This window comes from Aeromonas sp. 84A, from assembly GCF_051919345.1.
GTDB classification, from domain to species: Bacteria; Pseudomonadota; Gammaproteobacteria; order Enterobacterales; family Aeromonadaceae; genus Aeromonas; species Aeromonas veronii.
Genome location: NZ_JBQBEW010000001.1, coordinates 2,338,299 through 2,364,922, shown reverse-complemented (window position 1 = coordinate 2,364,922; position 26,624 = coordinate 2,338,299). Strand labels below are relative to the sequence as shown.

At 60.9% G+C, this 26,624-nt stretch carries 26 protein-coding genes and 1 tRNA gene; 22 read left to right on the top strand and 5 right to left on the bottom strand.

Annotation, left to right across the window (positions count from 1 at the left end; translation table 11 throughout):
• The first annotated feature begins 42 nt into the window (after positions 1-42).
• Together ACTG20_RS10800 and ACTG20_RS10795 are read left to right on the top strand one after the other, a co-directional pair.
• The gene (locus ACTG20_RS10800; protein WP_047438363.1) at positions 43-1,065 is read left to right on the top strand and encodes a response regulator; all 1,023 of its coding nucleotides are present in this window, start codon (positions 43-45) and stop codon (positions 1,063-1,065) included.
• Positions 1,066-1,073: 8 nt separating this feature from the next.
• Positions 1,074-1,505, top strand: a complete 432-nt coding sequence (locus tag ACTG20_RS10795; protein ID WP_005337175.1) for a PAS domain-containing protein — start codon at positions 1,074-1,076, stop codon at positions 1,503-1,505.
• 89 nt (positions 1,506-1,594) lie between these two features.
• Here ACTG20_RS10795 and ltaE read toward each other — a convergent pair whose 3' ends face one another.
• From ltaE to ACTG20_RS10780, 3 genes are all read right to left on the bottom strand, one after another.
• Positions 1,595-2,614, bottom strand: coding sequence for a low-specificity L-threonine aldolase (ltaE, locus tag ACTG20_RS10790; protein ID WP_194496095.1), 1,020 nt, complete (start codon positions 2,612-2,614; stop codon positions 1,595-1,597).
• Positions 2,615-2,726: 112 nt separating this feature from the next.
• On the bottom strand, positions 2,727-3,428 hold the full coding sequence (locus ACTG20_RS10785; protein ID WP_194496094.1) for a short-chain dehydrogenase: 702 nt from the start codon (positions 3,426-3,428) through the stop codon (positions 2,727-2,729).
• An 87-nt stretch (positions 3,429-3,515) separates the two neighbouring features.
• Positions 3,516-3,923 carry a helix-turn-helix domain-containing protein gene (locus ACTG20_RS10780; protein ID WP_005351138.1) on the bottom strand — a complete coding sequence of 136 codons (408 nt, stop codon included), beginning with the start codon at positions 3,921-3,923 and terminating at the stop codon, positions 3,516-3,518.
• Positions 3,924-4,070: 147 nt separating this feature from the next.
• Here ACTG20_RS10780 and ACTG20_RS10775 point away from each other — a divergent pair, with 147 nt between their 5' ends.
• Positions 4,071-4,970 carry an aldo/keto reductase gene (locus ACTG20_RS10775; protein ID WP_194496093.1) on the top strand — a complete coding sequence of 300 codons (900 nt, stop codon included), beginning with the start codon at positions 4,071-4,073 and terminating at the stop codon, positions 4,968-4,970.
• 71 nt (positions 4,971-5,041) lie between these two features.
• Here ACTG20_RS10775 and ACTG20_RS10770 read toward each other — a convergent pair whose 3' ends face one another.
• A complete protein-coding gene (locus tag ACTG20_RS10770) occupies positions 5,042-5,323 on the bottom strand; it encodes an RNA recognition motif domain-containing protein (protein WP_005337180.1) in 282 nt (93 codons plus the stop codon).
• 216 nt (positions 5,324-5,539) lie between these two features.
• Positions 5,540-6,082 (bottom strand): hypothetical protein, encoded by a 543-nt coding sequence (locus ACTG20_RS10765; RefSeq protein WP_088869409.1) that lies wholly within the window; start codon positions 6,080-6,082, stop codon positions 5,540-5,542.
• 106 nt (positions 6,083-6,188) lie between these two features.
• Between ACTG20_RS10765 and ACTG20_RS10760 the strand changes: the two genes are divergently transcribed.
• From ACTG20_RS10760 to nuoC, 19 genes are all read left to right on the top strand, one after another.
• Entirely contained in the window at positions 6,189-6,959 is a 771-nt protein-coding gene (locus tag ACTG20_RS10760) for an amino acid ABC transporter ATP-binding protein (protein ID WP_111901335.1), read from the top strand.
• Positions 6,952-7,749, top strand: coding sequence for an amino acid ABC transporter permease (locus ACTG20_RS10755; RefSeq protein WP_194496092.1), 798 nt, complete (start codon positions 6,952-6,954; stop codon positions 7,747-7,749). Before ACTG20_RS10760 ends, ACTG20_RS10755 begins: the two co-directional genes overlap by 8 nt.
• 2 nt (positions 7,750-7,751) lie before the next feature.
• Positions 7,752-8,573 (top strand): transporter substrate-binding domain-containing protein, encoded by an 822-nt coding sequence (locus ACTG20_RS10750; protein WP_194496091.1) that lies wholly within the window; start codon positions 7,752-7,754, stop codon positions 8,571-8,573.
• On the top strand, positions 8,573-9,478 hold the full coding sequence (locus tag ACTG20_RS10745) for an amino acid ABC transporter permease (protein WP_019444715.1): 906 nt from the start codon (positions 8,573-8,575) through the stop codon (positions 9,476-9,478). Before ACTG20_RS10750 ends, ACTG20_RS10745 begins: the two co-directional genes overlap by 1 nt.
• A complete protein-coding gene (mepA, locus tag ACTG20_RS10740) occupies positions 9,472-10,209 on the top strand; it encodes a penicillin-insensitive murein endopeptidase (protein ID WP_194496090.1) in 738 nt (245 codons plus the stop codon). The genes ACTG20_RS10745 and mepA overlap by 7 nt, the downstream gene beginning before the upstream one ends.
• An 85-nt stretch (positions 10,210-10,294) precedes the next feature.
• Positions 10,295-10,885 carry a LemA family protein gene (locus ACTG20_RS10735; protein ID WP_005351129.1) on the top strand — a complete coding sequence of 197 codons (591 nt, stop codon included), beginning with the start codon at positions 10,295-10,297 and terminating at the stop codon, positions 10,883-10,885.
• The gene (locus ACTG20_RS10730) at positions 10,882-11,607 is read left to right on the top strand and encodes a TPM domain-containing protein (RefSeq protein ID WP_005351128.1); all 726 of its coding nucleotides are present in this window, start codon (positions 10,882-10,884) and stop codon (positions 11,605-11,607) included. Before ACTG20_RS10735 ends, ACTG20_RS10730 begins: the two co-directional genes overlap by 4 nt.
• 20 nt (positions 11,608-11,627) lie before the next feature.
• Entirely contained in the window at positions 11,628-12,245 is a 618-nt protein-coding gene (locus tag ACTG20_RS10725) for a TPM domain-containing protein (protein ID WP_005337196.1), read from the top strand.
• A gap of 145 nt (positions 12,246-12,390) precedes the next feature.
• A tRNA-Ser gene (locus ACTG20_RS10720) sits at positions 12,391-12,478 on the top strand.
• Positions 12,479-12,853: 375 nt separating this feature from the next.
• Entirely contained in the window at positions 12,854-13,612 is a 759-nt protein-coding gene (locus tag ACTG20_RS10715; protein WP_005351127.1) for a flagellar motor protein, read from the top strand.
• Positions 13,590-14,465: a flagellar motor protein MotB gene (locus ACTG20_RS10710; protein WP_194496089.1), complete on the top strand. Its 876-nt coding sequence runs from the start codon at positions 13,590-13,592 to the stop codon at positions 14,463-14,465. The genes ACTG20_RS10715 and ACTG20_RS10710 overlap by 23 nt, the downstream gene beginning before the upstream one ends.
• A 162-nt stretch (positions 14,466-14,627) precedes the next feature.
• Positions 14,628-16,766, top strand: a complete 2,139-nt coding sequence (locus ACTG20_RS10705; protein WP_194496088.1) for a TonB-dependent hemoglobin/transferrin/lactoferrin family receptor — start codon at positions 14,628-14,630, stop codon at positions 16,764-16,766.
• Positions 16,766-18,772, top strand: a complete 2,007-nt coding sequence (locus ACTG20_RS10700) for a prolyl oligopeptidase family serine peptidase (protein ID WP_194496087.1) — start codon at positions 16,766-16,768, stop codon at positions 18,770-18,772. The genes ACTG20_RS10705 and ACTG20_RS10700 overlap by 1 nt, the downstream gene beginning before the upstream one ends.
• Positions 18,769-21,216, top strand: a complete 2,448-nt coding sequence (locus ACTG20_RS10695; RefSeq protein ID WP_194496086.1) for a proprotein convertase P-domain-containing protein — start codon at positions 18,769-18,771, stop codon at positions 21,214-21,216. Before ACTG20_RS10700 ends, ACTG20_RS10695 begins: the two co-directional genes overlap by 4 nt.
• A gap of 59 nt (positions 21,217-21,275) precedes the next feature.
• Positions 21,276-22,715, top strand: coding sequence for a DUF1566 domain-containing protein (locus ACTG20_RS10690; protein ID WP_194496085.1), 1,440 nt, complete (start codon positions 21,276-21,278; stop codon positions 22,713-22,715).
• A gap of 13 nt (positions 22,716-22,728) precedes the next feature.
• Positions 22,729-23,298: a DUF1566 domain-containing protein gene (locus ACTG20_RS10685; protein ID WP_021231425.1), complete on the top strand. Its 570-nt coding sequence runs from the start codon at positions 22,729-22,731 to the stop codon at positions 23,296-23,298.
• A gap of 380 nt (positions 23,299-23,678) precedes the next feature.
• Positions 23,679-24,083 carry an NADH-quinone oxidoreductase subunit A gene (locus tag ACTG20_RS10680; protein WP_194496084.1) on the top strand — a complete coding sequence of 135 codons (405 nt, stop codon included), beginning with the start codon at positions 23,679-23,681 and terminating at the stop codon, positions 24,081-24,083.
• 29 nt (positions 24,084-24,112) lie between these two features.
• The gene (locus ACTG20_RS10675; protein ID WP_005344917.1) at positions 24,113-24,787 is read left to right on the top strand and encodes a NuoB/complex I 20 kDa subunit family protein; all 675 of its coding nucleotides are present in this window, start codon (positions 24,113-24,115) and stop codon (positions 24,785-24,787) included.
• 2 nt (positions 24,788-24,789) lie between these two features.
• Positions 24,790-26,595, top strand: coding sequence for an NADH-quinone oxidoreductase subunit C/D (gene nuoC, locus ACTG20_RS10670; RefSeq protein WP_201941804.1), 1,806 nt, complete (start codon positions 24,790-24,792; stop codon positions 26,593-26,595).
• The last annotated feature ends 29 nt before the right edge of the window (positions 26,596-26,624 follow it).

The following is a 26,624-nucleotide window of genomic DNA, read 5'->3' as shown; positions in this document are numbered from 1 at the left end:
CACACTTATAGCATCCCTTGCCAACAGAGCCTGCCTAACGCCATGAATGTATTGATATGTGATGACTCCGGGTTCGCCCGCAAACAGCTGGCGCGGGCGCTCCCGGCCGACTGGAAAGTCGATTTGCACTACGCAGCCAATGGTCTCGAAGGGATCGAACAGGTGCTGATGGGTCATGGCGATCTCATCTTCCTCGATCTGACCATGCCGGAAATGGACGGTTACGGCGTGCTGGAGACCCTCCAACGGGAGGGTCTACGCAACAAGGTGATCGTGGTCTCCGGGGATATCCAACCAGAGGCCTATCAACGGGTCATGGGGCTGGGGGCGCTCGATTTCATCAAGAAACCCGCCGCCCCAGAAACCCTGCTCGCCCTGCTCAAAAAGCATGATTTCTGGAGTGCCGCCCCGAGCGGTCAACCAAGCGCCCCCGAGCAGCAGCCAAACGGCGTTGTAGCCGATGCAGGCGTCAAGATCACCCCCGAAATCCGCGATGTCTATCAGGAGCTGGCCAACGTCTCCATGGGTCAGGCGGCCGACTTGCTGGCTCGTCTGCTCAACGCCTTCGTGGTACTGCCTATCCCCAACGTCAACGTGCTGGAAGTATCAGAGTTGCATATGGCCCTCTCGGCCGCTGCGGATTCAGATACCCTCTCCGCCGTCTGTCAGGGGTTTATCGGAGCTGGGATCGCCGGTGAAGCGCTGATCCTGTTCCATGACTCCAGCTTCAAAGATTTGGCCAAGCTGATGAACCATCAGGGGACGCTGGATCGCACCGCCGAACTGGAGCTGTTGATGGATACCGCCAACGTGCTGATCGGCGCCTTCCTGCGCGGCTACGCCAACCAGCTCGACACCCCCTTCAGTCAGGGGCATCCGGTGGTGCTCGGCCAGCACAGACCCATCAACGAGCTGATCAACACCAACAAGAGTCGCTGGCGCCGCACGCTCGCCATCGAGATCAACTACCGGATCCAGGATTACGCGGTGCAGTGTGATCTGCTGCTGCTGTTTACCGAAGATTCCATCGCCACCATGAACAACAAAATCATGCACATGCTCTAGGAGTGACTATGGAAATCCGTGAATTTCATTGGTTGATGAACATAGTCCAGAACCTGGACGTAGGCCTGGTGGTGCTCGACAAGGAGTACAAGGTTCAGGTGTGGAACGGCTTTATGGAGAGCCACAGCGGCCGACTGGCCAGTGACGTGCGCGATGGCGTACTGTTCGAGCTCTTCCCCGATGTGGACAGAGCCTGGTTCGAACGCAAGGCCAACATGGTCTTCAAACTCAACAACCGCGCCTTCAGCACCTGGGAGCAGAAGCCCTATCTGCTGCGTTTCTCCAACTACCGCCCCATTACCGGCTCGGCCCCCCACATGTTCCAGAACCTGACCCTGGTGCCACTGGCCGATTTCGGCGGTCAGGTGACCCACATCGCGGTGATGATCTACGATGCCACCGATGAGGCCATGCTGATGAGCGGTCAGCGACAGGCTTGAGCTTGCAGCAAATAACAGAGGGCGCCGCAGCGCCCTCTGTTATTTCGGTATGAACAGGTCTTGGTATAACCTCTACCTCACCAGCCGTCTCAACGCGCTCCGAGATACTCGGTGAAGGCGTCGATCACCTCTTCAATATCGTCATCGTTGATCTGCAGATGAGTCACCAGCCGCAGCTCGCCGTAACCGGAGAAGAGGATCCCCCGCTCCTTCATAAAAGCGAGCAGTGGGGCCGATTCCCCCTCACGCAGCCGCAGGAACACCATGTTGCTCTGCACCAGCGAGAGGTCGAGCTCTATGCCCGGCAGTGCAGCCAACCCTTCGGCCAGCCGTTTGGCACGGCGGTGATCATCGGCCAGACGGGTCACATGCTGCTCGAGAGCAAACAGACCGGCTTGCGCCAGAATGCCCGCCTGACGCATGCCACCTCCCAGCATCTTGCGCAGGCGGCGCGCACGGGCGATGAAGTCGTGGCTGCCCACCAGCAGCGAGCCCACCGGTGCGCCCAACCCCTTGGAGAGACAAATCGAGATGCTGTCAAACGGTGCAGCGATCACCTCGACCGAGGTCTCGCTGGCCACGGCGGCGTTAAAAAGCCGTGCGCCATCGAGATGGAGCTTCAAGCCACGTTCAGCAACAAATGCCCCCATCTCCTGCAGATAGGAGAGCGGCAGCACCTTGCCGTTGTGGGTGTTCTCAAGGCAGATCAGGCGAGTCTGGACGAAGTGGGCATCATCAGGGGCCAGCGCAGCCTTGATATCATCGAATGCCAGCGTGCCATCGCGCTGCATCGGCAAGGGTTGCAGGGCTACGGAGCCCAGCACGGCACTCCCCTGCGCTTCATAGCGATAGATGTGAGCGGCGTTGCCGAGGATGGCCCCCTCACCGCGCTGACAGTGGTTCATCACCGCCAACAGATTGGACATGGTGCCGGACGGCACAAACAGCGCCGCCTGTTTGCCCAGCAATCTGGCCCCAAAGGCCTCCAGCGCGTTGACGCCCGGATCTTCACCATAGACATCGTCACCGACTTCGGCGTGGAGCATGGCTTGACGCATGGCGTCAGTAGGCTGGGTGACGGTGTCACTTCGTAAATCGATATAGCGCATGAGATCCCTCCTGAAACAGGAGAGTGACGTTAGCCATGCGCCCCTCGCTTGGCAAGGGGCGCATGAGCAGAATGTGAAGCCAATAGACGTCCATAGAACCCGCAGGCGGGATTTACCAAGGCAGCGGCTGACCGTTGAGATCCAGTAGCTGACCCGATTGGGTCAACGATAACCCCTTGATGAGATTGAGCAGTTTCACCGCCACCTCGGCAGGCTCCTGCAATTGATCCGCGGGCAACTCGCTCAGAAAGGGGGTGTTCATCGGGGAGTCCATCAAGCCGGGCGCAACGGCCACCACCCCTGCTTGCGGGAAACGCTGCGTCCACTCAAGGGCCAGGGTTTTCACCCCCATGTCGAGGGCCGCCTTGCTCATCCGGTAGCTGTAACGCCCCCCCTCCAGATTGGAGGTGATGGAGCCCGCCAGATCAGAGATGGCACAGAGCCACAGCGGATGGTCATTGCCCATCAACCGACTGAAACGGGCAGCCAGCGCCAGCGTTGGCCAGGCATTGGCCAGCAGGCTGTCGCACAGCCACTTGGGGTGCACCTCTTCGACCCGCCACTCTGGCATAAAGCTGACATCGTGCAACAGGCCGATGGTGTTGATCACCACAGTGGGAAGCGGATCGGTGTCGTAGAGGGTAAACAGGGCGTCGAACGAGATGGCGTCCACCTCTTGCAGCGGGAAGAAAGCCCCCATCTCGATCCCTTTTGGATAGGTGCGCCCGGCCAGAAGGAAGGACTCCCCCCTTGCCATCAGCTCTCTTGCCAGCGCCGAGCCCAGCGCACCGCTTCCGAGGATCAAGTAGCTCATCGCCCATTCCATGGAGAGTTATCTTGCTTAGAGCGTATCAGAATAATCAACCGGCCGTGACACGACCAAAGGGTAATATGCCCCTCATCACGCTTCCCCCAGATGGCGACCAAACTCCCGCGCCAGCGCCAAGTCGAGAAAACCGTCCGCTTTCTTGTGGGTGCGCAAAAACTGGTAATAGGCGAGCAGGGTGACCAGTGCCTCCTCATCGGGCAGCCCCACCCCGGGTTGCTGCTCGCCCAGCAGTAGCTGCGCCGCTGCCAGCGCCTCCCTGTCTACCACTTCCGCCTGACGGTAGAGATAACCGCAGCCGGTTGCCAGCCACTCCAGCGAGCAGTTGGCCCCCATGGCGATCTGGTTGGCCCGCGCCAGGCCAGGCTCGGCTCCCTTCAAATATTTGCGGATCAGCGCTTCACTGAGCCCCACCTTGCGGGCAAATGCGCTCACGCTCATCTCCCCGATCAGGCTCTGCAAGCGCTCGGCAAATCCTTCCATCCAACTCTCTCTCCTACTCTGCGATCAGAACCAAAGTTCGAATCATGCCACTGCCCATTATTGCTTTGCCAGCCACATGAGGCCAAGATGCCCGCAGTCATCTATGTTGCACATCGTTTTCGCATCGTGTTTTTCAAGGAGTCAACCATGTCTGTATCCCGTGTCGCCCTGCATCCGCAAGGCCCCACCTTCTCTCGCCTCATCATGGGTTACTGGCGCCTGATGGAGTGGCAGCTCTCTCCGGCCGCTCTGCTCGATCTGATGAAATATCATCTGGATCTGGGGGTCACCACCATCGATCACGCCGATATCTATGGTGGCTACCAGTGCGAAGAGGCCTTTGGTCACGCCCTACGCCTCGAGCCTTCCCTGCGCAGCCGGATGGAGATCGTCACCAAGTGCGGTATCGCCCTCACCGCCAAGCCGGAGCATGCTCTCAACCACTACAACACCAGCAAGGACCATATCATCGCCAGCGCCGAGGCCTCGCTGCGCAAGCTCGGCACCGACCATCTGGACCTGCTGCTGATCCACCGCCCAGATCCCCTGATGAACGCAGATGAAGTGGCCGACGCCTTTATCACCCTGAAACAGGCGGGCAAGATCAAGCACGCCGGGGTATCCAACTTCACCGCCCGTCAGTTCGAGCTACTGCAATCGCGCCTCCCCTTCCCGCTGGTCACCAACCAGCTGGAGATCTCGCCGCTTCATCAGGAAGGGACCCTCGATGGTACCCTGGATCAGTGCCAGCATCTTGGCATCAAGCCGATGGCCTGGTCATGTCTCGGCGGCGGCCGACTGTTCAGCGATGACGCCTATGCCCCGCTGCGTGCCGAACTGGAGCAGATCCGTCAGGAAGTGGGCGCCCAGACTATCGAGCAGGTGGTCTACGCCTGGGTAATGATGCTGCCAAGCCAGCCGCTGCCATTGATTGGCTCCGGCAAACGGGAGCGGATTGCTGCCGCCGTAGCCGCCGAATCTGTCGAGCTGAACCGCCAGCAGTGGTTCCGCATCCGCAAGGCGGCGCTCGGTTACGACGTCCCCTGATAACAGCAAAACGTCCAGAAACAAAAACGGCATGGGGGAAACCCATGCCGTTTTTTTATTGCCGAGGCACCTTAGCGGTGGCGCTGTTGCGGGCGACCACGGGGAGCATCTGTCTTCGGTTTGGCCTGGTTGACGGTGATGGTACGGCCACCGACTTCTGTGCCATGCAGACCAGCGATGGCCTTTTCGGCATCACCATTGACCGGCATTTCAATAAAACCAAACCCCTTTGACTGGCCGGTATCGCGGTCGATGATGATATCAACCTTGTCGACCTGTCCAAACTGGCTGAACAGGGTTTTCAGTTCGTCGGCCGTCATCCGGTACGACAGATTTCCTACGTAAATCTTCATGCCATCCACTCTCGATTCAAGGTGCCTTCTCTATGCAATTCCCAGCATAACGGTAAGGGCACAACCCCTATGCCGGACCTGCCATGGCTTCATGCCGTGGCCTTCTCCACACTGTCGTCAAGTGATTGATCTCTTGGGTTAACAGTGCGGACAAGATCAATTCGAGTCACTGGCAGTATCTGAGCTTTGCCGGGAATTGTCGAGAAAATAGTCGACTCAGGCCGATTGCAGATCTGACAACCGTTGCGCCAGCATCTGGCGACCGTGCCAGGCCCGTTTAAAGCCGAAGCGATAGACAGACGGGCTCACCAGATGCAGCTCACCCGCCTTGAGATCCAGTAAGGCCATAGCCGCCGCCAGCTCCTCTTCACTCAGTTGCAGATCGAGGCTGAAGTCGAGCCACTGGCCGTCGTGACCCACTCGCCGCTCCCGTTCGAGCGCCACCAGCTGGCTGCGGGGCAGTGCCAGCGCCTCATCCTTGTTGCCATTGAGCAGATAGATATGCTGTTCATCCCACCCCAGCTCCGCCAGGCGCCAGGGCTGCCAGCTGCGGGGCAGCGACACCATGATCCCGGTGATGCCACCAAAGACCACGCCCACCCAGTTGAGCAGCGCCATGGCGCCCCAGCCATCCCACAAGGAGGCCGCCACCACGCCCCAACTCACCAGCAACAACAGAAAAATGACGCAGCGATAGCGAACCGCTGGCGGCATCAACAGCTGCACCTGGGAACCGGCAAGCAAGGATGTAATACGCATGAAAAGCTCCTGTCATCACGAAATGGCGCCATTGTGAATAGGCATAAGGATGCTGACAAGGGGGTTTTCTTTGTCATCCCCCTATAAAATCAATACCATGGCGTAAATGATCCTCAGTGGAACCCGCTTCTTGACCAGCTCGCAACCCTGTGTGCGCTTTTGTGGCGTTGACAAATTCTATGGCGACTTTCAGGCTCTTCATCACATCGATCTCACCATTGAACGGGGAGAGAAGTGGGTTATCTGTGGCCCGTCAGGCTCGGGAAAATCGACCCTGATCCGCACCATCAACGGGCTGGAGGGGATCGACGACGGCCAGCTGTTCCTGTTTGGCGAGCCGGTGACCCCTTCCTACCTGCGCCGCCTGCAAGGTCGGGTTGGCATGGTGTTTCAGCAGTTCAACCTCTTCCCCCATATGACGGTGCTGGAGAACCTGATGGTGGCGCCGGTGCATACCCTGGGGTTGCGCCCTCAGGAGGCCAAAGCCCGGGCGCTCGGGCTGCTCGAGCGGGTGCGCATTCAGGCACAGGCCGACAAGTACCCCCACCAGCTATCCGGCGGCCAGCAGCAGCGGGTCGCCATCGCCCGCTCCCTCTGCATGCAACCCGAGCTGATGCTGTTTGACGAGCCCACCTCCGCCCTCGACCCCGAGATGATCCGCGAAGTGCTCGATGTGATCCGCGAGCTGGCTGACGAGGGGATGACCCTGATCTGCGTCACTCACGAGATGGGCTTTGCCCGTCAGGTGGCGGATCGGGTGCTCTTTATGGACGAGGGCAAGATCATCGAATCGGCCCCGCCCGCCCAGCTATTCAACGCCCCCCGGCACCCGCGAACCCAGGCCTTCCTCGAACAGGTGCTCAGCTATCATGGCTAGGCTCAATCGCCCCCGCCTGCTCGGCTGGTTGTCAGGCACTGTGATGCTCTCTGCGCTACTGGGCTGGGCACTCTATAGCGGCGCTCGCCAGATGGGCTATGAGTGGCAGTGGCCGCGGGTGTTGCCCTTTCTCGGCGAGTGGGATGAGGGAACCTTTTATGCCGGCCCCTTGCTAAACGGCCTGCTGGTCACCCTGCAGGTGGCGCTGCTCAGTCTGCTGGGCACTCTGGCGGTCGGGGTGTGCGTGGTCAGCCTGCGGCTGCTCCCCTCCCGGCTCGGCCCCTGGCTCGCCATCGCCTATCTGGCGCTGGTGCGCACCACGCCCCAGCTGGTGCAGCTCTATATTCTCTATTTCTTGCTGGGCCCCATGCTGGGATTGGCCCCCCTTGCCTGCGCCGTGTTGAGCCTCTCCCTCTATCAGGGGGCCTTCACCGCCGAGGTGTTGCGTGCAGGTGTACAGGCCATTCCCAAAGGACAGTGGGAGGCGGCCCACTCTCTTGGCTTGTCGCGAACCATCACCCTGCGCAAGGTGATCCTGCCCCAGCTGGTGCGCATCACCTTGCCGCCGCTGACCAACGAGCTGGTCTCCCTTATCAAACATTCGGCGCTGGTGAGTGTGATCGCCATCTTCGATCTGACCAACGAAGGGCGTACTCTAGTTGCCGATACGTTTCTGACCTTTGAGGTGTGGTTTACCGTGGCTGCCCTCTATTTGCTGTTAACCCTGACGCTGTCAGCCTGTTCGCGGGCGCTGGCCCGTCACCTGAATCCGGATCAACAAGGACGCTAACCATGAATCTGTCATTCAAGACCACCCTGTCGGGCGCAGCCCTGCTGCTGGCAAGTCTGCTCAATCCGGCACTGGCAGAAACTGCCCCATCCGACACCCAGGCGCAGATCGAGCAGAGCGGTACCCTGCGGGTCGGCATGTCCACCTTCGCCCCCTGGGCGATGCGCGACAAGCAGGGGGCCCTGATCGGTTTCGAGATTGACGTGGCCCGTCGCCTCGCCACAGATAACGGCTGGCAGGTAGAGTTCGTGCCTACCGCCTGGGATGGCATCATCCCCTCCCTGCTGGCGAAAAAGTATGACGTCATCATCGGCGGCCTCACCATCACCCCCGAGCGGGAGAAGAGCGTGCGTTTCACCCAGGCCTACTCCCACTCGGGGGTGCAGCTGGCCGCCTCCAGCACCATGGCCAAAGAGAAGAAAACCGTGGCGGACTTCAACCAGCGCGGGGTGATCCTGGCGGTACGTCGTGGCGCCTCACCGGTACAGGTGGCAAAAGAACACTTCCCCAAGGCCACCCTGCGCCAGTTTGATGACGAGTCACAGGTATTTCAGGAGGTGCTGAACGGCCGCGCTCACGGCGCCCTCTCCTCTTCCCCGAAACCCGAGCAAGAGGCGCTGCGCCACCCCGATGCCCTCTTTATGCCGTTTGCCGAGCCGTTGGCACAAGGCGATGAAGGCTTTGCCCTGCGCAAGGGGGATGATGCCCTGGCTGAGCAGTTCAACGAGTGGATCGCCGCCCGTCAGGCCGATGGCTGGCTCAAGGCGCGCCATGACTACTGGTTCAAGTCGCTGGCGTGGGAAGCGCAGGTCGCCAATCCCTGATGCTGATGGCCCTCAAACAGACCATCCGGCGCATCGTCCGGAAGCCATGTCGGAACATCAACTGGCTGGATGGGGCGATCGCCCTGATCCTGCTGCTGGCTGGCCTCTGGCTGGCCAGCCGCTTGCACATCGGGGTAGCCTATCAGTGGCGCTGGCATGAGGCCTTCGATCTGCTGTTCACCCCTGGCCCTCACGGCGAGTTGCCCTACTTTTTCAGCGGTCTGCTCACCACCTTGCGCATCGCCCTGCTCGGCATGGTGCTGGCGCTGCTGCTCGGCACTGCGCTGGGGGTAGCCGCCTTCAGCCGCCGCCCCTGGCTGGTGATGCCTGCGACCCTGTTTATCCAGCTGATCCGCAATCTGCCGCCGCTGGTCTTTATCTTCATCTTCTACTTCTTTATCGCCAACCAGCTGCTGCCCGCGAGCGGCCTCTCCCGCTGGCTCGGCACCGTTTCGCTCTCCCCGTGGCAAGAGGCGCTGTTTGGCCCACCAGCCCGCTGGGAAAACCTCATCTCAGGCACCCTCTGTGTCGGGATGATTAGCGCCGCCTTCGTCGCCGAGATCGTCCGCGCCGGGCTGGCCGCCATCCCCCGTGGCCAGTGGGAGGCGGCGCAGAGCCTCGGGCTCTCCCCCTGGGTGCGGCTGCGCCATGTGATCCTGCCGCAGGCCATGCTGCTGATGTTGCCCCCCCTCACCGGTCAGCTCATCGCGCTGGTGAAGGATACCGCCATCGTTTCCCTTATCTCGGTACAGGAGCTCACCTTCGTCGGTACCGAGATGGCCAACTCCAGCGGACTGGTCTACGAGATCTGGCTGCTGGTGGCCGCGGCCTATTTATTTATATGTTTGAGTCTGTTCGTATTGCTGAGCCGACTCGAAGCAAGACAAGGAGCACGCACATGCTGACGTCCCTGTTGCTGGCGACTGTATTGCAAGCGGAAGCCATCGGTGGTTATGCCGCCGGTTGCCTGAAAAACGGCGTACCCCTACCCCTCGAAGGGCCGGGTTATCAGGTGATCCGCACCAAACGGCTGCGCTACTACGGCCACCCCGACCTTATCCACTATCTGCAGACGCTGGCCAACCAGACCCGCATGGCCGGGCTGCCGGATCTCTATATCGCCGATCTGGCGATGGCCCGGGGCGGCCCCTTTACCTCCGGCCATCGCAGCCATCAGACCGGACTCGACGCCGATATCTGGTTTCGCATGGCCAACCGCCCCATCAGCAAATGGGAGCAGGATGCTCCCAAGGAGTGGGCACTGATCGACGAACCCAGCTACAAGATGTTACCGGGCCGCTTTGGCCCCCAGCAGCTCACCCTGCTGCGGCTTGCGGCCAGCAAACCCGAGGTGGCCCGCATCTTCGTCAATCCGGTGATCAAATCCGCGGTCTGCCAACAGGCTGGTAACGAACCCTGGGTCGCCAAGCTACGCCCCTGGGTGGGCCACTTCAGCCACTTCCACGTGCGGCTGCGCTGCCCGGTGGGCAGCCCCGATTGTGAACCCCAGGCTCCCATTCCGCCCGGCAATGGCTGCGGGGAAGAGCTGGCATCCTGGCTCAAAGACAAGCCCCAGCTGCCCAAGGTCTCCGGCATCAACAAGCGACCCGAACTACCTGCGCGTTGTGGCAACTGACCCCAAGCTGGTATGGTGGTGCACGCTTGGTCGTACACCATCCATGGCGCACTATCGACTCGAAATACCAAAGGAGAACAACAAGATGGCCACATCACTCTGGCGCAGAACCACGCAGAGCCTGTTGACCCTGACCCTGCTGCTCAGCCTGACCGGCTGCGGCATGAACAACATTCCGACCCTGGATGAGCAGGTTAAAGCAAGCTGGGGGCAGGTGGAGAACCAGTATCAGCGCCGCGCCGACCTCATTCCCAATCTGGTCGCCACCGTAAAGGGCTACGCCAGCCATGAGCAGGAGACCCTAAAGGCGGTCACCGATGCCCGTGCCCGGGTCGGCAGCGTGCAGGTGAGCGATCCTGCCCAGCTCAAGGAGTTTGAAGCGGCGCAGAACCAGCTCTCCAGCGCCCTCTCTCGCCTGATGGTAGTGGTAGAACGCTACCCCGAGCTGAAAGCGGATCAGCAGTTCCTTGCCCTGCAGGCCCAGCTGGAAGGAACCGAGAATCGCATCTCGGTGGCTCGCCGCGACTATATCGAGGCGGTGCGCCAGTTCAATACCGAGATCCGCACTTTCCCCGGCGTTATCTGGTCCAAGCTGCTCTACTCGGATCTGGAAGCCAAACCCAGTTTCAGTGCCAAACCCGGTGCCGATGAGGCGCCCAAGGTCAGCTTCCAATGAAGATGATGCTGCGCTGGTTTCTTCCCTGTCTACTGCTCTGGGCCAGTGCCCTGCAAGCGGCGCCGGACTTCCCGACGCTGAGCGGACGGGTGGTGGATGAAGCCAGTCTGATGTCCCGCAAACAGGCCCATCAACTGACCCAACAGCTAGCCGCCTTTGAAAAGCGCAGCGGTATCCAGCTGGTGGTGGTCTCTGTCGACAGCCTCGATGGGGAGACCATCGAGGAGTACGGCTACCAGCTCGGTCGCCACTGGGGGATCGGCCAGAAAGGCAAGAACAATGGCGTGTTGTTGCTGATCGCCCAGGATGAGCGCAAGGTGCGGATCGAGGTGGGATATGGGCTGGAAGGCGCCCTGCCCGACGCCATCGCCGCCAACATCATCCATGGCCGCATCCTGCCCGCCTTCAAGCGCGGCGATATGGTGGCCGGGATCATGGCGGGCAGCCAGAGCATCATGAAGGCACTCGCCGGGGAATATCAGCCGGTCGAGCAGCCAAAGAGTGACAACGGTGGCGGCCCCTGGCTGTTTATTCTGGTGGTGATTGCGATGATCGTGCTCCACAACCTGCGCGGGGGTGGCGGCGGTGGGCCGGGAGGACGACGTCGGTCGACCTACATGGCTGGTGGATTGGGTGCCGGCTCCTTTGGTGGTCGCTCTGGCGGCGGATTCAGCGGTGGCGGCGGCAGTTTTGGCGGCGGCGGAGCCTCCGGTGGCTGGTAACAGGAGTAAAGAGACAAATCATGATTTCTAAACAGTTCTTCCACACGCTTCAGGCCAAGGTGCGCGAAGCGGAGCTAGAGACTGATGCTGAACTGGTCACCGTGCTGGCCCCGGCCAGCGATGGCTATCGCTACATTCCCACCCTCTGGGCGGCGCTGCTGGCGATGCTCACCCCGCTGCTGGTGTTCCAGCTCGGCTTCTGGCTAGGCTGGTATGAAATCCTGCTGGTGCAGTGGTCAGTCTGGCTGCTGCTGAGCCTGCTGTTCCACTGGACCCCCATCAAGATGCGGCTAATCCCGAAGAAGGTTCGCCAGCACCGGGCGGCCCTGATGGCCCGCCTGCAATTTGTCGAGCAGGGGCTGCACCGCACCCGCGACCGGCTCGGGGTGCTGATCTTCGTCTCGGCCGCCGAGCACTATGTAGAAATACTGGTGGATGACGGCATCGCCCAGCATATCGACAACGGCCAGTGGCAGGAGATCATCGACGACTTCGTGGCGCGAGTGCGCAACAAGGAGATCGAACAAGGTTTTCTGGAGTGCGTTGAGCGCGTTAGCGCCATTCTGACCGATGCCTTCCCGGCCACCCGGGATCAAAACGAGCTGCCGGACAGTCTGATCATCCTCGACAAGCCCTGATCCGGTTTAAAAAACCGGCATTCTGCACAAGGGTTAGGCATTCGGAAAAGATTATGAAAAATAAGGGGAAAAGAGGTTGACCCACACAGCCCTTTCCCCTAAATTACGCCCCGTTCCAGCGCAACAGCGCAGCGAACGAAAATTTGGTGAGGTGTCCGAGTGGCTGAAGGAGCACGCCTGGAAAGTGTGTATACGGCAACGTATCGAGGGTTCGAATCCCTCCCTCACCGCCAAATTTAAAAAACCGACCTCAGGGTCGGTTTTTTGCTTTCCGGCAAACACCTATGCCGACAAGTGAGCCACGCAGTGGCAGATCATCCACGCACTCATCCCCCGGTTTGCAAAGCACTGATGGAACATCACTGCTTTTCGTATTGCCATCTACCGCCCCCTACCTTGCTTTTGTGATTGCCCCACCCGACAAGCGTTCATTCCTGTCACAACAGGAGCAACAAGATGATTGCAATGCCATCTTATGGCCGCAATACGCCTTCTTTTATGGACGTTACCCAGCGCCCATTAATTGCTCAGCGATTGGATTTCATTTTGAAAAACTGATACTTAAGTAGCTACACTAGCCATTATCAACATGCAGGGACGTGTAAAAAATGAGCTTGATTGGCTTGGTACTGGCGTTGATCGCCATCCTTGGCGGCAACATGATCGAGGGTGGTCATCCCAGTGCACTGCTCGATCTGCCCGCATTTCTGATTGTGATAGGTGGCACCATAGGTGCTGCGCTGACCCAGTTCCCCTTCTCCGTTGTCGGCAGCACCATGAGGCGTTTCAAATGGCTGCTCTCTCCCCTCAAACTCGACCTGCTGGAACAGGCCCAGTTGCTGGAGACCCTGGCAGGCAACGCCCGCCGCAGCGGTATGCTGGCGCTGGAAGGGATGATCGAGGAGATCAAGGATCCCTTCCTGAAGAAAGGGGTGCAGATGATGGTCGATGGCTACGAGAAGGCCAAAATCCATGAGGTGCTGGAGAACGAGATCGAATTTGAACAGGAAGATCTCGAACAGACGGTCAAATTCTATGAAGCCATGGGCGGCTACTGCCCGACCATGGGGATCGTCGGGGCGGTATTTGGCCTGATCCACGCCATGGGTCTGCTGGATGCCCCCGACAAGCTGGGCGGCGCCATCGCGGTGGCCTTTATCGCCACCATCTACGGGGTATCCGCAGCCAACCTGATCTTCTTGCCGTTCGGCAACCGCTACAAGGGGTTTGCCCACCAGATCCGCCACTACAAGGAGATGACCCTGACCGGCATTCTCTGCATCGTGGATGGCGAATCCCAAGCGCGCCTGCAAGTTACCCTCGAACCTTATCTGGGAGGTCACGGTGGCCAAAAAGAAAAAGGCTGAAGCACCGGAGAACCATGAACGCTGGCTGGTCTCCTATGCCGATTTCATGACCCTGCTGTTCGCCCTGTTTGTGGTGCTCTACTCCTTTGCCATGGCCAAGCAGTCCGAAACCCGGGTGCTTATCCAGGGCTTTATCGAGTCGCTGGGTAAAATCGGCCTCATCTCCCCGCCTGCCGGCTCACCTTTGATGCAGGGGGGCACAGGGATTCTCGAACCGGAATCGAAGACCACGCCGAGCAGCCCGAAAGAAGAGACTGTACTGGAGAAAGATGCCCCCATGGCGGCATCGGACCCCTTCAACGAGACCATAGGTGCCTCAGAAAAACCGAGCGCCACCGAAGCCTGGCCCCACAAGACCCAGGAGCAGGAGTGGGTGCAGGTGACCAAGCAGAAGCTGGAGCAGCAGCTAAAGGCCCAGATCGAATCGAAGGATCTCGAGGTCGAGCAGCTTGGCAGCCAGCTGGTGATCCGCATCGGCGAGAAGGCGCTATTCCCCTCTGATTCGGCGTTCCTGCAGCCCCAGTTCATCCCGCTGGTCAACAAGATCGCCGGCATTTTGGCCAACATCCCGGGGCAGGTAGTGGTCACCGGTCATACCGACAACTCCCAAGCGCCGGTGGAGCTCTATCGCAACAACTGGGAGCTCTCGGTGCTGCGGGCCTCTTCCATCGTACAGACCATGCTGACCAACCCCCAGCTGGATGCCAGACGAGTCATCGCTCAGGGGGTTGCCGACACCCAACCCCGCTTTGCCAATGACACCCCCGAACATCGCCAGGCGAACCGCCGGGTCGATATCACCCTCTCTCAAGGCAAGGCCGCAGAAGAGTCGCTGCAACTGCTCAAGCCCTGATCCCCCCGCTCCCGCTTCGCGCGGGAGTCTCTTTTTAAAAACAAATAACTCAATAATATCAATACCATAAGATCTTAATGATAATGATTGCCATTTATTGTCAAGTGGTCAGGCCTCTGCAATAATGCCGCCCCTCAGGCTTAAATAAAAACAATTATCATTATGAACAAACTGCTTCAGGCATGGCCGGCACTCCTGTGTGCCTCCGCTGGCGCGGCCGATCTTCCCCCTGTGGAGAAGGCTCGCAGCGACGACACCATCATTGTCACCGGGCAACGGGTACAACAGAAACTCTCCGATGTTTCCGGCTCCATCACCGTCATCACCCAGGAAGAGCTGGACCGTCAGGTCGCCAGCGAGCTGACTCATGTGTTTCGCAAGATCCCCGGTGTCTCGGTCACCGGCTCTGCCGGGCGACCGCAAAACATCAGCGTGCGCGGCATCGGTGGCAACCGTATCCTGCTGATCAAGGATGGGGTGCGCGTCAGCGATGGTTTTGGCGCCGACAACATCAATGACAAGGTGGGTCGCTTCAACTTCGACCTTGATGACATCAAGCAGATTGAGGTGGCCAAGGGGGCCGGCTCCTCCCTGCATGGCTCCGATGCCATCGGCGGCACCGTGGTGATGAATACCAAGCAGCCGGAAGATTATCTGCAACAGCAAGATAGCTATCTGGCGGCCAAAACCCTCTACGGTGGCGACAGCAACAAGAAGAAGCTCAGCATGACCGGCGCGGTACGGGCACTGGAGAGCGAACATCTGTTGCGTCTCTCCGGCTGGCGCGGCAACGAAACCGCCAACTTTGAGGAGAACCGTATTCCGGCTGATCTGGATGGCATGAGTGCCTCCACCAGCAGCCGCCTCCCCCTCAATGCCCATCACGCTCTGCGGCTGGAGCTGGACTACTACGAGGATCACGCCAAACGCCAGATGGGGCCCAAAGCGGTGCCCCAACCCGATGGCAGCTGGGACGTGGTCGGTTTTCAGGAAGATGGCGATCAGCGCACCCAGGGCGGCAAGTTCAGCTGGGAGGCCAACGATCTGGGCATGATCGATACCCTCAACTGGAGCTTGTTTGGCAACCAGTCACGCAACGAAGCCAACCAGCGCCAGTTGCTGCGCAACGATGCCCTGAGCGGCTATCCCAGATATCGCAGCCAGCGCACCCTCTCCACCTTCGAGGAGCTGCGCCTTGGCAGTGAGCTGGAGCTGCAGAGCAAGCTGAGCACCGGCTCGCTGGATCACACCTTCAGCTACGGTGTGGAAGTGGAGCAGGCCAACCACGAGCGGCCGGTCAGCAATCTGACCCTGGAAGATGGCATCACCACCCAGGGACAGAAAGCCCCCTTCAGCAAGGCCGAGACCCGCCGCGATGGTATCTGGCTGAGCGATGTGATCGATCTGGGCAACTGGCAGTTTACCCCGACCCTGCGCTTTGACCGCCAGCGCCTGCGCGCACCGGACAGCAATATGGCCGAGAACCACAGCGATCACATCTCCCCCAGTGTGGCGGCCAGTTACCGCTTCAACGAAACATGGCGCAGCTGGCTCAGCTATGCCAACGGCTTCCGCGCCCCCGCTTACGATCAGGTTTACGGCAACATTCCCCACTACTTTGCCATGCCGCCATTCGAGATCATTGCCAACCCCAACCTCAAGGAGGAGACCAGCCACAGTCTGGAGTGGGGAGTGAATGGCCAAAGCGACAACTGGAGCGTCAAACCGGCCGTTTTCTACAACCGCTACTACAACTTCATCGACTGGCGCCAGACCGGTTTTCGCCTCGATGACGGTGTCTTCCTGCGCCAGTATCGCAACGTCGCCAAAGCAGAAACCTGGGGCGCCGAGCTGGCCGCCAGCCTCTGGCTGAGCGACGAGTGGGAGCTTTCGACCAATCTGGCCTGGATGGATGGCAAGGATCACCGCGGTGAGCCGCTGCGAACCCAGACACCGCTGGAAGGCAACACCACCCTGCGCTGGCAACAGCTCGACTGGGGGGTTGAGCTCAGTGGCAACTATGCCGCCGCCATGACCAAGGTGCCCCAGTGCGCCAATGCGCAGACTGGCTACAACGGTGCCTGCCAGAGCAGCGCAGGCTGGTTCAGCCTGGACCTCACCGGCGACTGGCAGATCACCGAGGCGCTCAAGGTCAATGCCACCATCGGCAACCTGCTCGATACCCGCTACGTCCGCTATCAGGATGTGGCCGGACTTCCGGCTGGCAGCGATACCTCCCTCTACAGCCAGAGCGGCCGCTACCTGTCAGCCAGCCTCAGCTACCGTTTCGTGGGGATGTGATGAAACATCATGCAATCATGGCGGCCCTGTTGGCCGCCCCGTTGGCGTGGGCGCAAGAGGCCCTGCCACCGCCGATCCCGTCCCAATCGCACCTGATTTCAGGCAATCCCGTACGCCAGGATCCCTACTTCTGGTTGCGGGACGAGAGCCGTAGCAACACGGCCATTCTCGCCCTGCTCAAGCAGCAAAATCGCTGGAGCGAGCAGCAGCTCGCCGCGCAGCAGCCGCTGGAAGCAACCTTGCGCGCCGAGTTTGCCCGTCATCCGGCGGGTGAACCCGTGCCAGACAACTGGCTTGTGCGCGGCGATCAGGCATGGCAGCTGCGCCCGGATGGCTCACTCTGGCAACGCCACGGGGGCAAGGTGCAGCAGCGGCTTCCCGCCAGAGCGGGTGAGGGCTATTACGAAGCGGGCGGCTGGGCCCTGAGCCCGGATAACCGCACGCTGGCCATCGCCGAAGACAGGCGCGGCGCTCTCGACTATCAGGTCACCCTGCTCGATCTCCAGAGCGGCAAGGTGCTGGCCAGTTTGGCGCAGCGCAGCGCTGATCTCGCTTGGTCACAAGATGGTCGCACCCTCTACACCATCGCCAACGAGCGCTACACCCTGCGCCCCTGGCAGCTGCGCGGCTGGCAGGATGGCCAGGAGCAGACTCTCTATGAGGAGCAGGATCCCGCCTGGCTGCTCAGCCTCTATCGCACCACGGATGGCCAACATCTGGTGTTGCAGGGCAACAACCACGACAGCTCGGAGCAGTACCTGCTCGACTCGGGCAAGCCGCAGCAGGTCAAACCCCGCCAGCGCGGGGTGGAATACTATCTGGACAGTCAATCCGGCTGGGTGATCAAGAGCAACCGGGAGGGGGCATTTGCCCTCTACTCAGCCAGCACGCCGCTCGGTGAGTGGCAGCGCCTGTGGCCCGCCAAAGGGGAGGATCTCGGCGATCCCGAGAAGTGGCGGCTGTTTGATCGCCATCTGGTGGTGCAGTTTCGCCAGCAGGGGGAGGATTGGCTCGCCCTGCTCGATCGCAACGGCCATGAACGCCAGCGCCTGCCGCTGGCCAGTGGCGCCGGTACCGGCTGGCTGCAAGGAGAACATGACCCGGCCAGCGAACGCATTCTGGTGCGCAGTCAGGGCTTGAGCCAGCCCCCCGGCCAGCGCTGGCTGGATTTGACCAGCGGCCACTGGATCAACGACCAGCACACCGCAGGCAATAAAGCATTGCCCTATCAGAGCGAGCGGCGCTGGATCACCTCTGCCGATGGCACCCGGGTGCCTGTCTCGCTGGTGTGGCGCAAGGATCTGGCCCCTCGCGCTGTACTGCTCTATGGCTATGGCGCCTATGGCACGCCGATGCGCCCCTACTACCAGAAAGAGCTGTTGAGCCTGCTGGATCGGGGCTTTGTCTACGCCATCGCCCATGTGCGCGGCGGCGGCATGCTGGGGGAGCAGTGGACCCGCGACGGGCGGGGCATCAACAAGCAGAACGGCATCAGCGACTTTATCGCTGCCGGCAACACCCTGCGCCACTGGTCGCCCGACGCCGCCCCTCTGCCCCTGTTTGCCATGGGGGGCAGCGCGGGGGGCACGCTGGTTGCTGCGGCCCTCAACAAGCAACCGACACTCTTTAGCGGCGCCGTGTTGCAGGTTCCCTTCGTCGATATGCTCGGCACCATGAGTGATCCCGCCCTCCCCTTGACCCGTCAGGAGTATCAGGAGTGGGGCAACCCGGCCAAGCCCGCAGAATATCAGGCGATGCGCCGCATCAGCCCCTACGACAACCTGCACCGTGCCCCCTACCCGCCCCTGCTGGTCACTACCGCCCTGCACGATAGCCAGGTGCCCTACTGGGAGCCGGTCAAGTGGCTGGCCCGCCTGCGGGAGCACAGCACGGGCTCCGGCCCCTACCTGCTGCTGACCGAACTGGAGGGAGGCCACCGCGCCGGTGGTGGCGATCGGGCTCGTGAATTTGCCTTCTTGTTGCATCTGGCGGGGATCAATCAATGACCCTGCCGCTGATTGGGAGTACCACTATGAAACCCCTGTTGCCCGCCCTCTTGCTGGGGCTGGCTGGCTTTTCCACTCAGGCCGCCGAACTGCGTTTTGTCGAACAGGACGCCCCGGCCGATCCCCGCCTCTGGCTCGAACAGCAGCTCGGCGTCACCCTGAGTGATGCCCCGGCCTATCAGCGCCAAGGCAAGCTGGGCCACTATCTGCATTATCGTCAGCAGCTCAATGGCGCACCGATCGCCGGCCTGATGGCCGCCGTCAGTCTCGATGAGCAGGGTCGCCCGTGGCGCCTTTATCACAATACCCGGCTGATGCAGGCACAGGCGACGCCATGTGATGAAGCAAGCCGCGCCGGGGTGGATGCCTATACCGCCACGCTGGATAGCGCTGTGTGGCAATTCGCCGGCAGTGACGAGGCCCAGCCCTGGTACTGGCAGGATGGCGACACCCTGACTGCGGCCTGGCGCCTGCTGGCGGTGGAAAGCCAGCCGGGCAACAGCAAGAGCAGCCACTGGCAACTGTTTGTCACCTGCGATGGCAGCGCCCTGCTGGGGCGCACGCTGCAAGAGGCCAACACCCGTGCCGAAGCGGCCCCGCTGGCAGGGGAAGCGGCCACGGTGCAGGCCCGCATCTTTGCCCTCGATCCCCGCACCCAACTGCAAGATGGCAACCTGCTGTGGCGCCACGATCTGGTGCTGGACAACGGGGCCTATCGCACCGTGCCGCTCACGGTACAAAAGGTGGATGACACCTACCAGCTAAATGGCCCACGCGCCCGGGTCGTGGATGGCACGGCGCCGGAAACTGCCCCCTTTAGCAGCCCTGATGCCGATGGCTTCCAGCTGGATCACCAGCAGCCCGCCTTCCTCGATATCAATGGCTACTACCATCTGGATCTGGCCCAGCGCCATGTGGAATCCCTTGGCTACCCAACGCTGATGGGCGGCCCCCTGGCCATCGATACCGATGCCGGGGAGCAGGACAACTCTCTCTATGACCCCTTCCTGCGCCGGTTGGAAATTGGCCGGATAGGGGTACCCGATGCGGAAGATCCCATGGTGATCTGGCACGAGTTTGGCCATGCGGTGCAGCACCATATCCTGCCCGACATGGGAGACGAGGGTGACTGGGGCGCCATCGGCGAGGGCTTTAGCGACTATCTGGCCGCCAGCTGGCGCCAGCGTAGTCCAGAGGCTCGCCAGTTCGAGCCTTTCATGGTCTTCAACTGGGATGCCAGGATCAGCGGCCGGACGCCCCGTCAGCTCGACGATCTGCGGGCGCGCTATCATCCGGGCTTCCTCTATCCGGCTCACCTCACTATCAACGGCAGCAACGGCGACCAATTGTGGGGCACTCCGCTCTTCACCGCGCTGCGCCAGGCCGTTGAACAGTATGGCGAGGTAGCCCGTGACGAGTTCGATACCCTGCTGATTGAATCCCACTTCGGCCTCGGCCCGCAGGTGCGGATGCCCCAGCTGGCGCGGGTCACCGTGGATACCGCCAACCGCCTCTATCCTGATCGCAGTTATGGCAAGCTGCTGGAGCAGGCCTTCCGCCACCACGCCCTGCTGCCCACTCCCATTGCGGCCCGCCTTGCCGATGACAGCTACCTGCTGCCCGGGGAGAAAAAGAGCCTCGCCATCGAATTGACCAACCAGAGCGGCCGCCCCCTGACCGTGGCTGACGCCAGCCTGCTCCCGAGCAAGGGGCTCATGGGTGAGGATCACTGGCAGGGAGAGCTCAACGCCGATGGCACAGCCCGCTGGACCCTGCCGCTGGAAGCGGCGAGCAACCTGACCTGTGGCGAGGCAGTCACCTTGCCGCTGCAGTTCCAGCTCACCCTGCCCAGCCCCACCGAGCGCCAGACCCGCCTTGACCTGCAACTGCCGATCGGTGAACCGCTCTGGCAGCGGGCCATCGGCCAGGGTGGCCAGATCAAGGATGCGGTGAGCGATGAACGGCACGGCCTGTCCCGCTTCACTCTCACCCTGCCCGAGAGCAAGGCCCGCATCGACAGCGGATTCGTGGTTGCCCTCGATCTGGAGCACAGCAAGCTGGAGCAGCTGGAGATCTGGCTCACCTCCCCTTACGGCACCCGGATCAGCCTGTGGAACAAGGGTTATGCCAGCCATACCCGGCTCAAGGGGGAGTTCCCCCGTGAACTGGTACCGTTCGAATCACTCGATAAGCTGCACGGCGAACCGCTCGCTGGCCGCTGGCTGCTGGAGATCAACGACACCAGCGCCGGTGACACCGGTCAGTTGCGCAACTGGCGGGTAGCCCAGCAAGTCGGCGCCCGCTGCGACAAGGATGAAGCCCTGCCCAACACCGGCATCATTCCCCTTGAGCAGGATGAAGGGGGTGGCGGCACGGCTTCCCCCCTGCTGCTGTTGCTGGCCCTCTGGCCCCGCCTCTGGCGCCGGAGCACCCCGCGCCGTTGAATCCTGTACCACGGGGGTTACCGCCCCCGTGAACCTGTGACCGAATCAAGGAATGTGAAGTGAAACCATCCGTACTGGTTATTGCAACCCTCTCAGCCCTGCTCAGCGCCTGTGGCGGCGGGGAAGATAACGCACCACTGGCGATCCCGGACTACCGGGTCGATGTCGCCCTGCCAACCGCAGGTACCCTGTGCGCCGATCTGGATCAGAACTGGCAATGTGATCCTGCCGACCCTGCCGTCAGCGGCGAAGGAGCGGTGGCCCTGGTCAGCCGTTCGGCCAACATCGTCAACTCGCCCCTGCTGTTCGTACCGAGGAGCGGAGGCCTGCTACTGGCACATCCGGCCGCCAAAGGGGATCCACAACGGCTGCAACCGACCCTGCTCAGTACCCTGTGGCAGAGCCGCATTGCCGAAGGGGTGGCCGCCGATCGCGCACTGACGCAGTTGCTGGCCGATCTCGCGCCGCTGCAACCGGGCAGCGACCGCGCGGCCCTCGCAGGTCTCGGCCAGTTTGATCAGGCGCTGCAGCAGGTGGCGATCAGCTTGCAGCAACAGGCCCGCACACGCCTTGCCACCGCCAAGGAGACCCAGTTGCTCACCACCAGCTATCGCGCCATCAGCCTGATGCTGGCGCAATTGGCTCAGGAGTGGCAGCGCAACGGCCAGTTTGCCGAAGAGACCCAAAGAGAGCTGCTGACCCTGCTGGTGCAGCAGCAGCCACGCAACCTGCTGACCGTCACCGGCGTCACCACCTTCAGCGATGGCAACGACCCGCTGCTGGAACAGGAACCCGCCGACTATCCGGGACAAGATGCCAGCTGGAATCGCACTCGTCCCCAACTTGCCTATCGCAAGCTCGATGATCGCGGTCAGGTGCTCCCTGACAACGCGCCGAGCTGGCAGTGCGTCAAGGATCTCAATACCGGTCTGGTGTGGGAGGTCAAATCGGATGATCCCTTGAGTCCTGACTGGAAAAGCAGACCCTTTGCCTATGAGGATGAGCAGTTCAAGGCGACCGCAGGCGAGCAGCAAGCGGCCTACCAGCATATTCATAAGAGGATCGAACAGCTCACCGCCGAAGGAGATCTGGCGGCCCTCGCCCGAGCACAGGCGCTGACCACCATGCTGACCACCCGCGCGTATCAGCAGTGGCTCAATGGCGAGCAGCGCTGCGGCATCAGCCAGTGGCGGCTGCCCACCATGGGTGAGCTGATGTCACTGATGCACTACGGCAGCCTGGCCAAGGACCCGCTGGGTCAGCGCATCATCGTGGATACCCGTTACTTCCCGGATATCGCCTCCTCGGAAGATGACACCTACCATGGCTACTACTGGAGCGCCACCAGCAACACCGCCCAGCGCTTCTCCGGTGGCCCCATCAGCAAACGCACAGTCCTGCTCCTGGGAGAAGATGCGGGCACCACCTATCCCGCACTGGTGCAGCAAGATACCTATATCGAGCTGATGCAGGTACGACTGGTCGCCACTCCCCAATAATCCGAGGAATATCATGAGCCTTTATCGCTTTTCGTTCGCCATGCTGGCACTGCTGGCCCCCCTGGCCCACGGTGCTGCCATTTGTGATGACACCATGGATCGCACCGCCCCCTCTGCCCGTTTTCTTGACCATGGCAACGGCACCGTCACGGATCAACACACCGGCCTCACCTGGATGCGCTGCAAACTGGGACAGACATGGAGTGGCAGCAGTTGCCTGGGGGAACCGACCGTTTACTACTGGCAGCAGGGGCTGCAAGTGGCGGAGCGGATCCGCAGTGACAGCAGCCATGCTCTCTATCACTTCGGCGGTATCAGCCAGTGGCGCCTGCCCGACATCAAGGAGCTGGCGACCCTGGTCGAGCATGCCTGCTACAAGCCCTCTCTCAATGAAGCCATTTTCCCGCGTGCCATGGCGGGGGGCGGTAAAGAGGTCAATGAGGGCTATGTCTATCTGATGAGCAGCACGGTAACCTCCGCCAATGGTCAGCGGGCGTATCTGGACATCACCTCGGGAGATATCGGTCTTCGCGCCATTGGCGCCTACCCGGATCAGGTCTTGTTGGTCGCCAATAAACCCTGACCGCCCCACGCTCGAAACCGGAACGCGATGACAGGAGAGGCTTGAAAGCCTCTCTTTTTATTGCTCTTGCCACCCCCCCTGTCTCACCCGCCATCACGCTCTTCTCCCACCAGTGCCCCCTGCCCGCGATACCGACCTGATCCGGCTTCGCCCGCGGCATTTACCCCTTTCAGGTGATAACGAGGAGCAGCTCTCTGCGCTTTACAGGCCTTTCCCGCCCGCCATAACCAACAAAAAAGTGCGCTTCTTAACAAAATTTAATTACCGGTTAACCGATTAATAATTAACCCGTAAAAATGACATGTAAATCAGTGCGAAAGTGTCATAATGCGTAACATTATTGTTAAGTCGCTTGATTAATTTGGTTAGGAAAAACCTCTATGTTTGCTGATATTTCTGCTCAACATTGGGCTTTTGCCATTTATGTCATCGGTGCCATCACCATCTGTCTGGTGATGATAGGCCTCGCCGCCCTGCTGGGAGGTCGTGCCTACGGCCGCACCAAGAACAAGCCATTTGAATCTGGTGTCGACTCGGTCGGCAGTGCCCGCCTGCGTTTTTCCGCCAAGTTCTATCTGGTCGCCATGTTCTTCGTCATCTTCGACGTCGAGGCGCTCTACCTGTTTGCCTGGTCCGTTTCCGTGCGCGAAAGCGGCTGGGTCGGCTTTATTGAAGCCACCATTTTCATCGGACTGCTGCTTATCGGCCTGATCTACCTCTGGCGCATCGGCGCACTGGACTGGTCACCGCGCAAACCGCAGTCGAACAACAAAAACAGTGATTGAACCACAGACCCTTTCCTTGAGGTTGCACCATGAAGTACACCCTGACCCGGATTGACCCGGATGCCCCCGTTGAGCGCTACCCCCAGGAGCAGCGCCAGACCGTCGATGACCCACTGGCGCAAGAAGCGACGCGCGGCATCATGATGGGCCGTCTCGAGGAGGTGCTGCAAGACACAGTCAACTGGGGCCGCAAAAACTCCCTCTGGCCTTACAACTTCGGCATCTCCTGCTGCTATGTGGAGATGTGTACCGCCTTCACCTCCCCCCACGATGTGGCCCGCTTCGGCGCCGAAGTTATCCGCGCTTCGCCCCGTCAGGCCGACTTCATGGTGATTGCAGGGACCCCCTTCATCAAGATGGCGCCAGTCATCCAGCGCCTGTATGAACAGTTGCTCGAACCCAAGTGGGTGATCTCCATGGGGGCCTGCGCCAACTCCGGCGGCATGTATGACATCTATTCCGTGGTGCAGGGGGTGGACAAGTTCCTGCCGGTCGACGTCTACATTCCGGGTTGCCCGCCCCGTCCCGAAGCCTTTTTACAAGCCCTGATGCTGCTGCAGGACTCCATCGGCAAAGAACGCCGCCCCCTCTCCTGGGTGGTGGGCGATCAGGGGATCTACCGTCCCCAGATGCAGGCCGAAAAAGAGCGCAAGCGCGGCGAACGGATCAATGTGACCAACCTGCGCACGCCGGATGAGATCTGACCATGAAACTGACTCGTGATTTTCCCAGCAATTACGCCATGGCCCAGTGGCAGCCCAGCGACCACAAGGATGCCAAAGTGATTGGCGAACTGTTTGCCCACTTCGGGGCCGAGCACTTCACCGTGCAGACTACCCGTACCGGCGTACCGGTGGTCTGGATTCCCCGAGAACTGCTGCAGGATGTGATGGGCTTTTTGCGCAAAGTGCCCTCCCCGTTTGTGATGCTGTTTGATCTCAGCGCCACCGACGAGCGGCTGCGCAGCCATCGCGACGGTCTGCCCCAGAGCGACTTCACCGTTTTCTATCACCTCATCTCCATCGACCGTAACGCCGATGTGATGTTGAAAGTAGCGCTGGCCGAGAGTGACCTGCATCTGCCCTCCATCACCAACCACTTCCCCAATGCCAACTGGTACGAGCGGGAAGTGTGGGATCTGATGGGCATCACCTTCGACGGTCACCCCCATCTGACCCGCATCATGATGCCCAAGAGCTGGCAGGGTCACCCGCTGCGCAAGGATTACCCGGCGCGCGCCACCGAATTCGATCCCTTCATGCTCGATGCCGCCAAACAGGACATGGAGCAGGAGAACCTGCTGTTCAAACCGGAAGAGTGGGGGCTGGCCCGCGGCAACGAGAATGAGGACTACATGTTCTTGAACCTCGGCCCCAACCACCCCTCTGCCCACGGTGCTTTCCGGTTGGTGTTGCAGCTCGATGGCGAGGAGATCCGCAACTGCGTGCCCGACATCGGCTACCACCATCGCGGCGCCGAGAAGATGGGCGAGCGTCAGTCCTGGCACAGCTACATCCCCTATACCGACCGGGTCGAGTATCTGGGCGGGGTGATGAACAACCTCCCCTACGTGCTGGCAGTCGAGAAGCTGGCCGGCATCAAGGTGCCGCAGCGGGTCGACATGATCCGGGTGATGATGGCGGAGCTGTTCCGCATCCAGAGCCACCTCTTGTTCCTCGGGACCTATATCCAGGACGTAGGGGCCATGACCCCGGTCTTCTTCACCTTCACCGACCGGCAGAAGATCTACACCATCATCGAAGCGATCACCGGTGCCCGTATGCACCCGGCCTGGTTTCGTATCGGCGGTGTGGCCCACGACTTGCCGAAGGGATGGCAGCGGCTGGTGCAGGACAACCTGTTGAGCTGGTTGCCCAAGCGCTTGATGGATTACGAAAAAGCGGCGATGCGCAACAGCATTCTGCGCGGTCGAACCATAGGCGTCTCTGCCTACACCACCGAGCAGGCGTTGTCCTGGGGCACCACGGGGGCCGGATTACGCGCCACCGGCCTCAACTTCGACGTGCGCAAGTGGCGCCCCTACTCCGGTTACGATCAGTTCGACTTTGAAGTGCCAGTCGGCAGCAATGGCGATGCCTACGACAGAGCCACCGTGCGGATCGAGGAGATCCGCCAGAGCATGTCGATCATCGAGCAGTGTATGAAGAACATGCCGGAGGGCCCCTTCAAGGCGGATCACCCCCTCACCACCCCGCCGCCCAAAGAGCGCACCCTGCAGCACATCGAGACCCTGATCAACCACTTCCTGCAAGTGTCGTGGGGCCCGGTGATGCCCGCTGCCGAGTCGTTCCAGATGATTGAGGCGACCAAGGGGGTCAACAGTTACTACCTGACCAGTGACGGCTCCACCATGAGCTATCGGACCCGGATCCGCACCCCGAGCTTTGCTCACCTGCAGCAGATCCCCTCGGTGATCAAGGGCAGCATGGTGTCGGACCTCATCGTCTATCTGGGCAGTATCGATTTCGTTATGTCGGATGTGGACCGTTAAGTGATCCGCCCTCCCGGCCATGGCCGGGA

What these genes read in the sequence shown, in the direction of transcription:
- ACTG20_RS10775 (WP_194496093.1), top strand. Translation starts at nt 4,071, where the DNA reads ATGTCTGTATCCCGTGTCGCCCTGCATCCGCAAGGCCCCACCTTCTCT.
- ACTG20_RS10750 (WP_194496091.1), top strand. Translation starts at nt 7,752, where the DNA reads ATGAATCTGTCATTCAAGACCACCCTGTCGGGCGCAGCCCTGCTGCTG.
- ACTG20_RS10700 (WP_194496087.1), top strand. Translation starts at nt 16,766, where the DNA reads ATGAAACATCATGCAATCATGGCGGCCCTGTTGGCCGCCCCGTTGGCG.
- ACTG20_RS10680 (WP_194496084.1), top strand. Translation starts at nt 23,679, where the DNA reads ATGTTTGCTGATATTTCTGCTCAACATTGGGCTTTTGCCATTTATGTC.
- ACTG20_RS10755 (WP_194496092.1), top strand. Translation starts at nt 6,952, where the DNA reads ATGGCTAGGCTCAATCGCCCCCGCCTGCTCGGCTGGTTGTCAGGCACT.
- ACTG20_RS10745 (WP_019444715.1), top strand. Translation starts at nt 8,573, where the DNA reads ATGCTGATGGCCCTCAAACAGACCATCCGGCGCATCGTCCGGAAGCCA.
- ACTG20_RS10730 (WP_005351128.1), top strand. Translation starts at nt 10,882, where the DNA reads ATGAAGATGATGCTGCGCTGGTTTCTTCCCTGTCTACTGCTCTGGGCC.
- nuoC (WP_201941804.1), top strand. Translation starts at nt 24,790, where the DNA reads ATGAAACTGACTCGTGATTTTCCCAGCAATTACGCCATGGCCCAGTGG.
- ACTG20_RS10765 (WP_088869409.1), bottom strand. Translation starts at nt 6,082, where the DNA reads ATGCGTATTACATCCTTGCTTGCCGGTTCCCAGGTGCAGCTGTTGATG.
- ACTG20_RS10725 (WP_005337196.1), top strand. Translation starts at nt 11,628, where the DNA reads ATGATTTCTAAACAGTTCTTCCACACGCTTCAGGCCAAGGTGCGCGAA.
- ACTG20_RS10695 (WP_194496086.1), top strand. Translation starts at nt 18,769, where the DNA reads ATGACCCTGCCGCTGATTGGGAGTACCACTATGAAACCCCTGTTGCCC.
- ACTG20_RS10760 (WP_111901335.1), top strand. Translation starts at nt 6,189, where the DNA reads ATGATCCTCAGTGGAACCCGCTTCTTGACCAGCTCGCAACCCTGTGTG.
- ACTG20_RS10770 (WP_005337180.1), bottom strand. Translation starts at nt 5,323, where the DNA reads ATGAAGATTTACGTAGGAAATCTGTCGTACCGGATGACGGCCGACGAA.
- ACTG20_RS10795 (WP_005337175.1), top strand. Translation starts at nt 1,074, where the DNA reads ATGGAAATCCGTGAATTTCATTGGTTGATGAACATAGTCCAGAACCTG.
- ACTG20_RS10675 (WP_005344917.1), top strand. Translation starts at nt 24,113, where the DNA reads ATGAAGTACACCCTGACCCGGATTGACCCGGATGCCCCCGTTGAGCGC.
- ltaE (WP_194496095.1), bottom strand. Translation starts at nt 2,614, where the DNA reads ATGCGCTATATCGATTTACGAAGTGACACCGTCACCCAGCCTACTGAC.
- ACTG20_RS10735 (WP_005351129.1), top strand. Translation starts at nt 10,295, where the DNA reads ATGGCCACATCACTCTGGCGCAGAACCACGCAGAGCCTGTTGACCCTG.
- ACTG20_RS10715 (WP_005351127.1), top strand. Translation starts at nt 12,854, where the DNA reads ATGAGCTTGATTGGCTTGGTACTGGCGTTGATCGCCATCCTTGGCGGC.
- ACTG20_RS10685 (WP_021231425.1), top strand. Translation starts at nt 22,729, where the DNA reads ATGAGCCTTTATCGCTTTTCGTTCGCCATGCTGGCACTGCTGGCCCCC.
- mepA (WP_194496090.1), top strand. Translation starts at nt 9,472, where the DNA reads ATGCTGACGTCCCTGTTGCTGGCGACTGTATTGCAAGCGGAAGCCATC.
- ACTG20_RS10780 (WP_005351138.1), bottom strand. Translation starts at nt 3,923, where the DNA reads ATGGAAGGATTTGCCGAGCGCTTGCAGAGCCTGATCGGGGAGATGAGC.
- ACTG20_RS10705 (WP_194496088.1), top strand. Translation starts at nt 14,628, where the DNA reads ATGAACAAACTGCTTCAGGCATGGCCGGCACTCCTGTGTGCCTCCGCT.
- ACTG20_RS10800 (WP_047438363.1), top strand. Translation starts at nt 43, where the DNA reads ATGAATGTATTGATATGTGATGACTCCGGGTTCGCCCGCAAACAGCTG.
- ACTG20_RS10785 (WP_194496094.1), bottom strand. Translation starts at nt 3,428, where the DNA reads ATGAGCTACTTGATCCTCGGAAGCGGTGCGCTGGGCTCGGCGCTGGCA.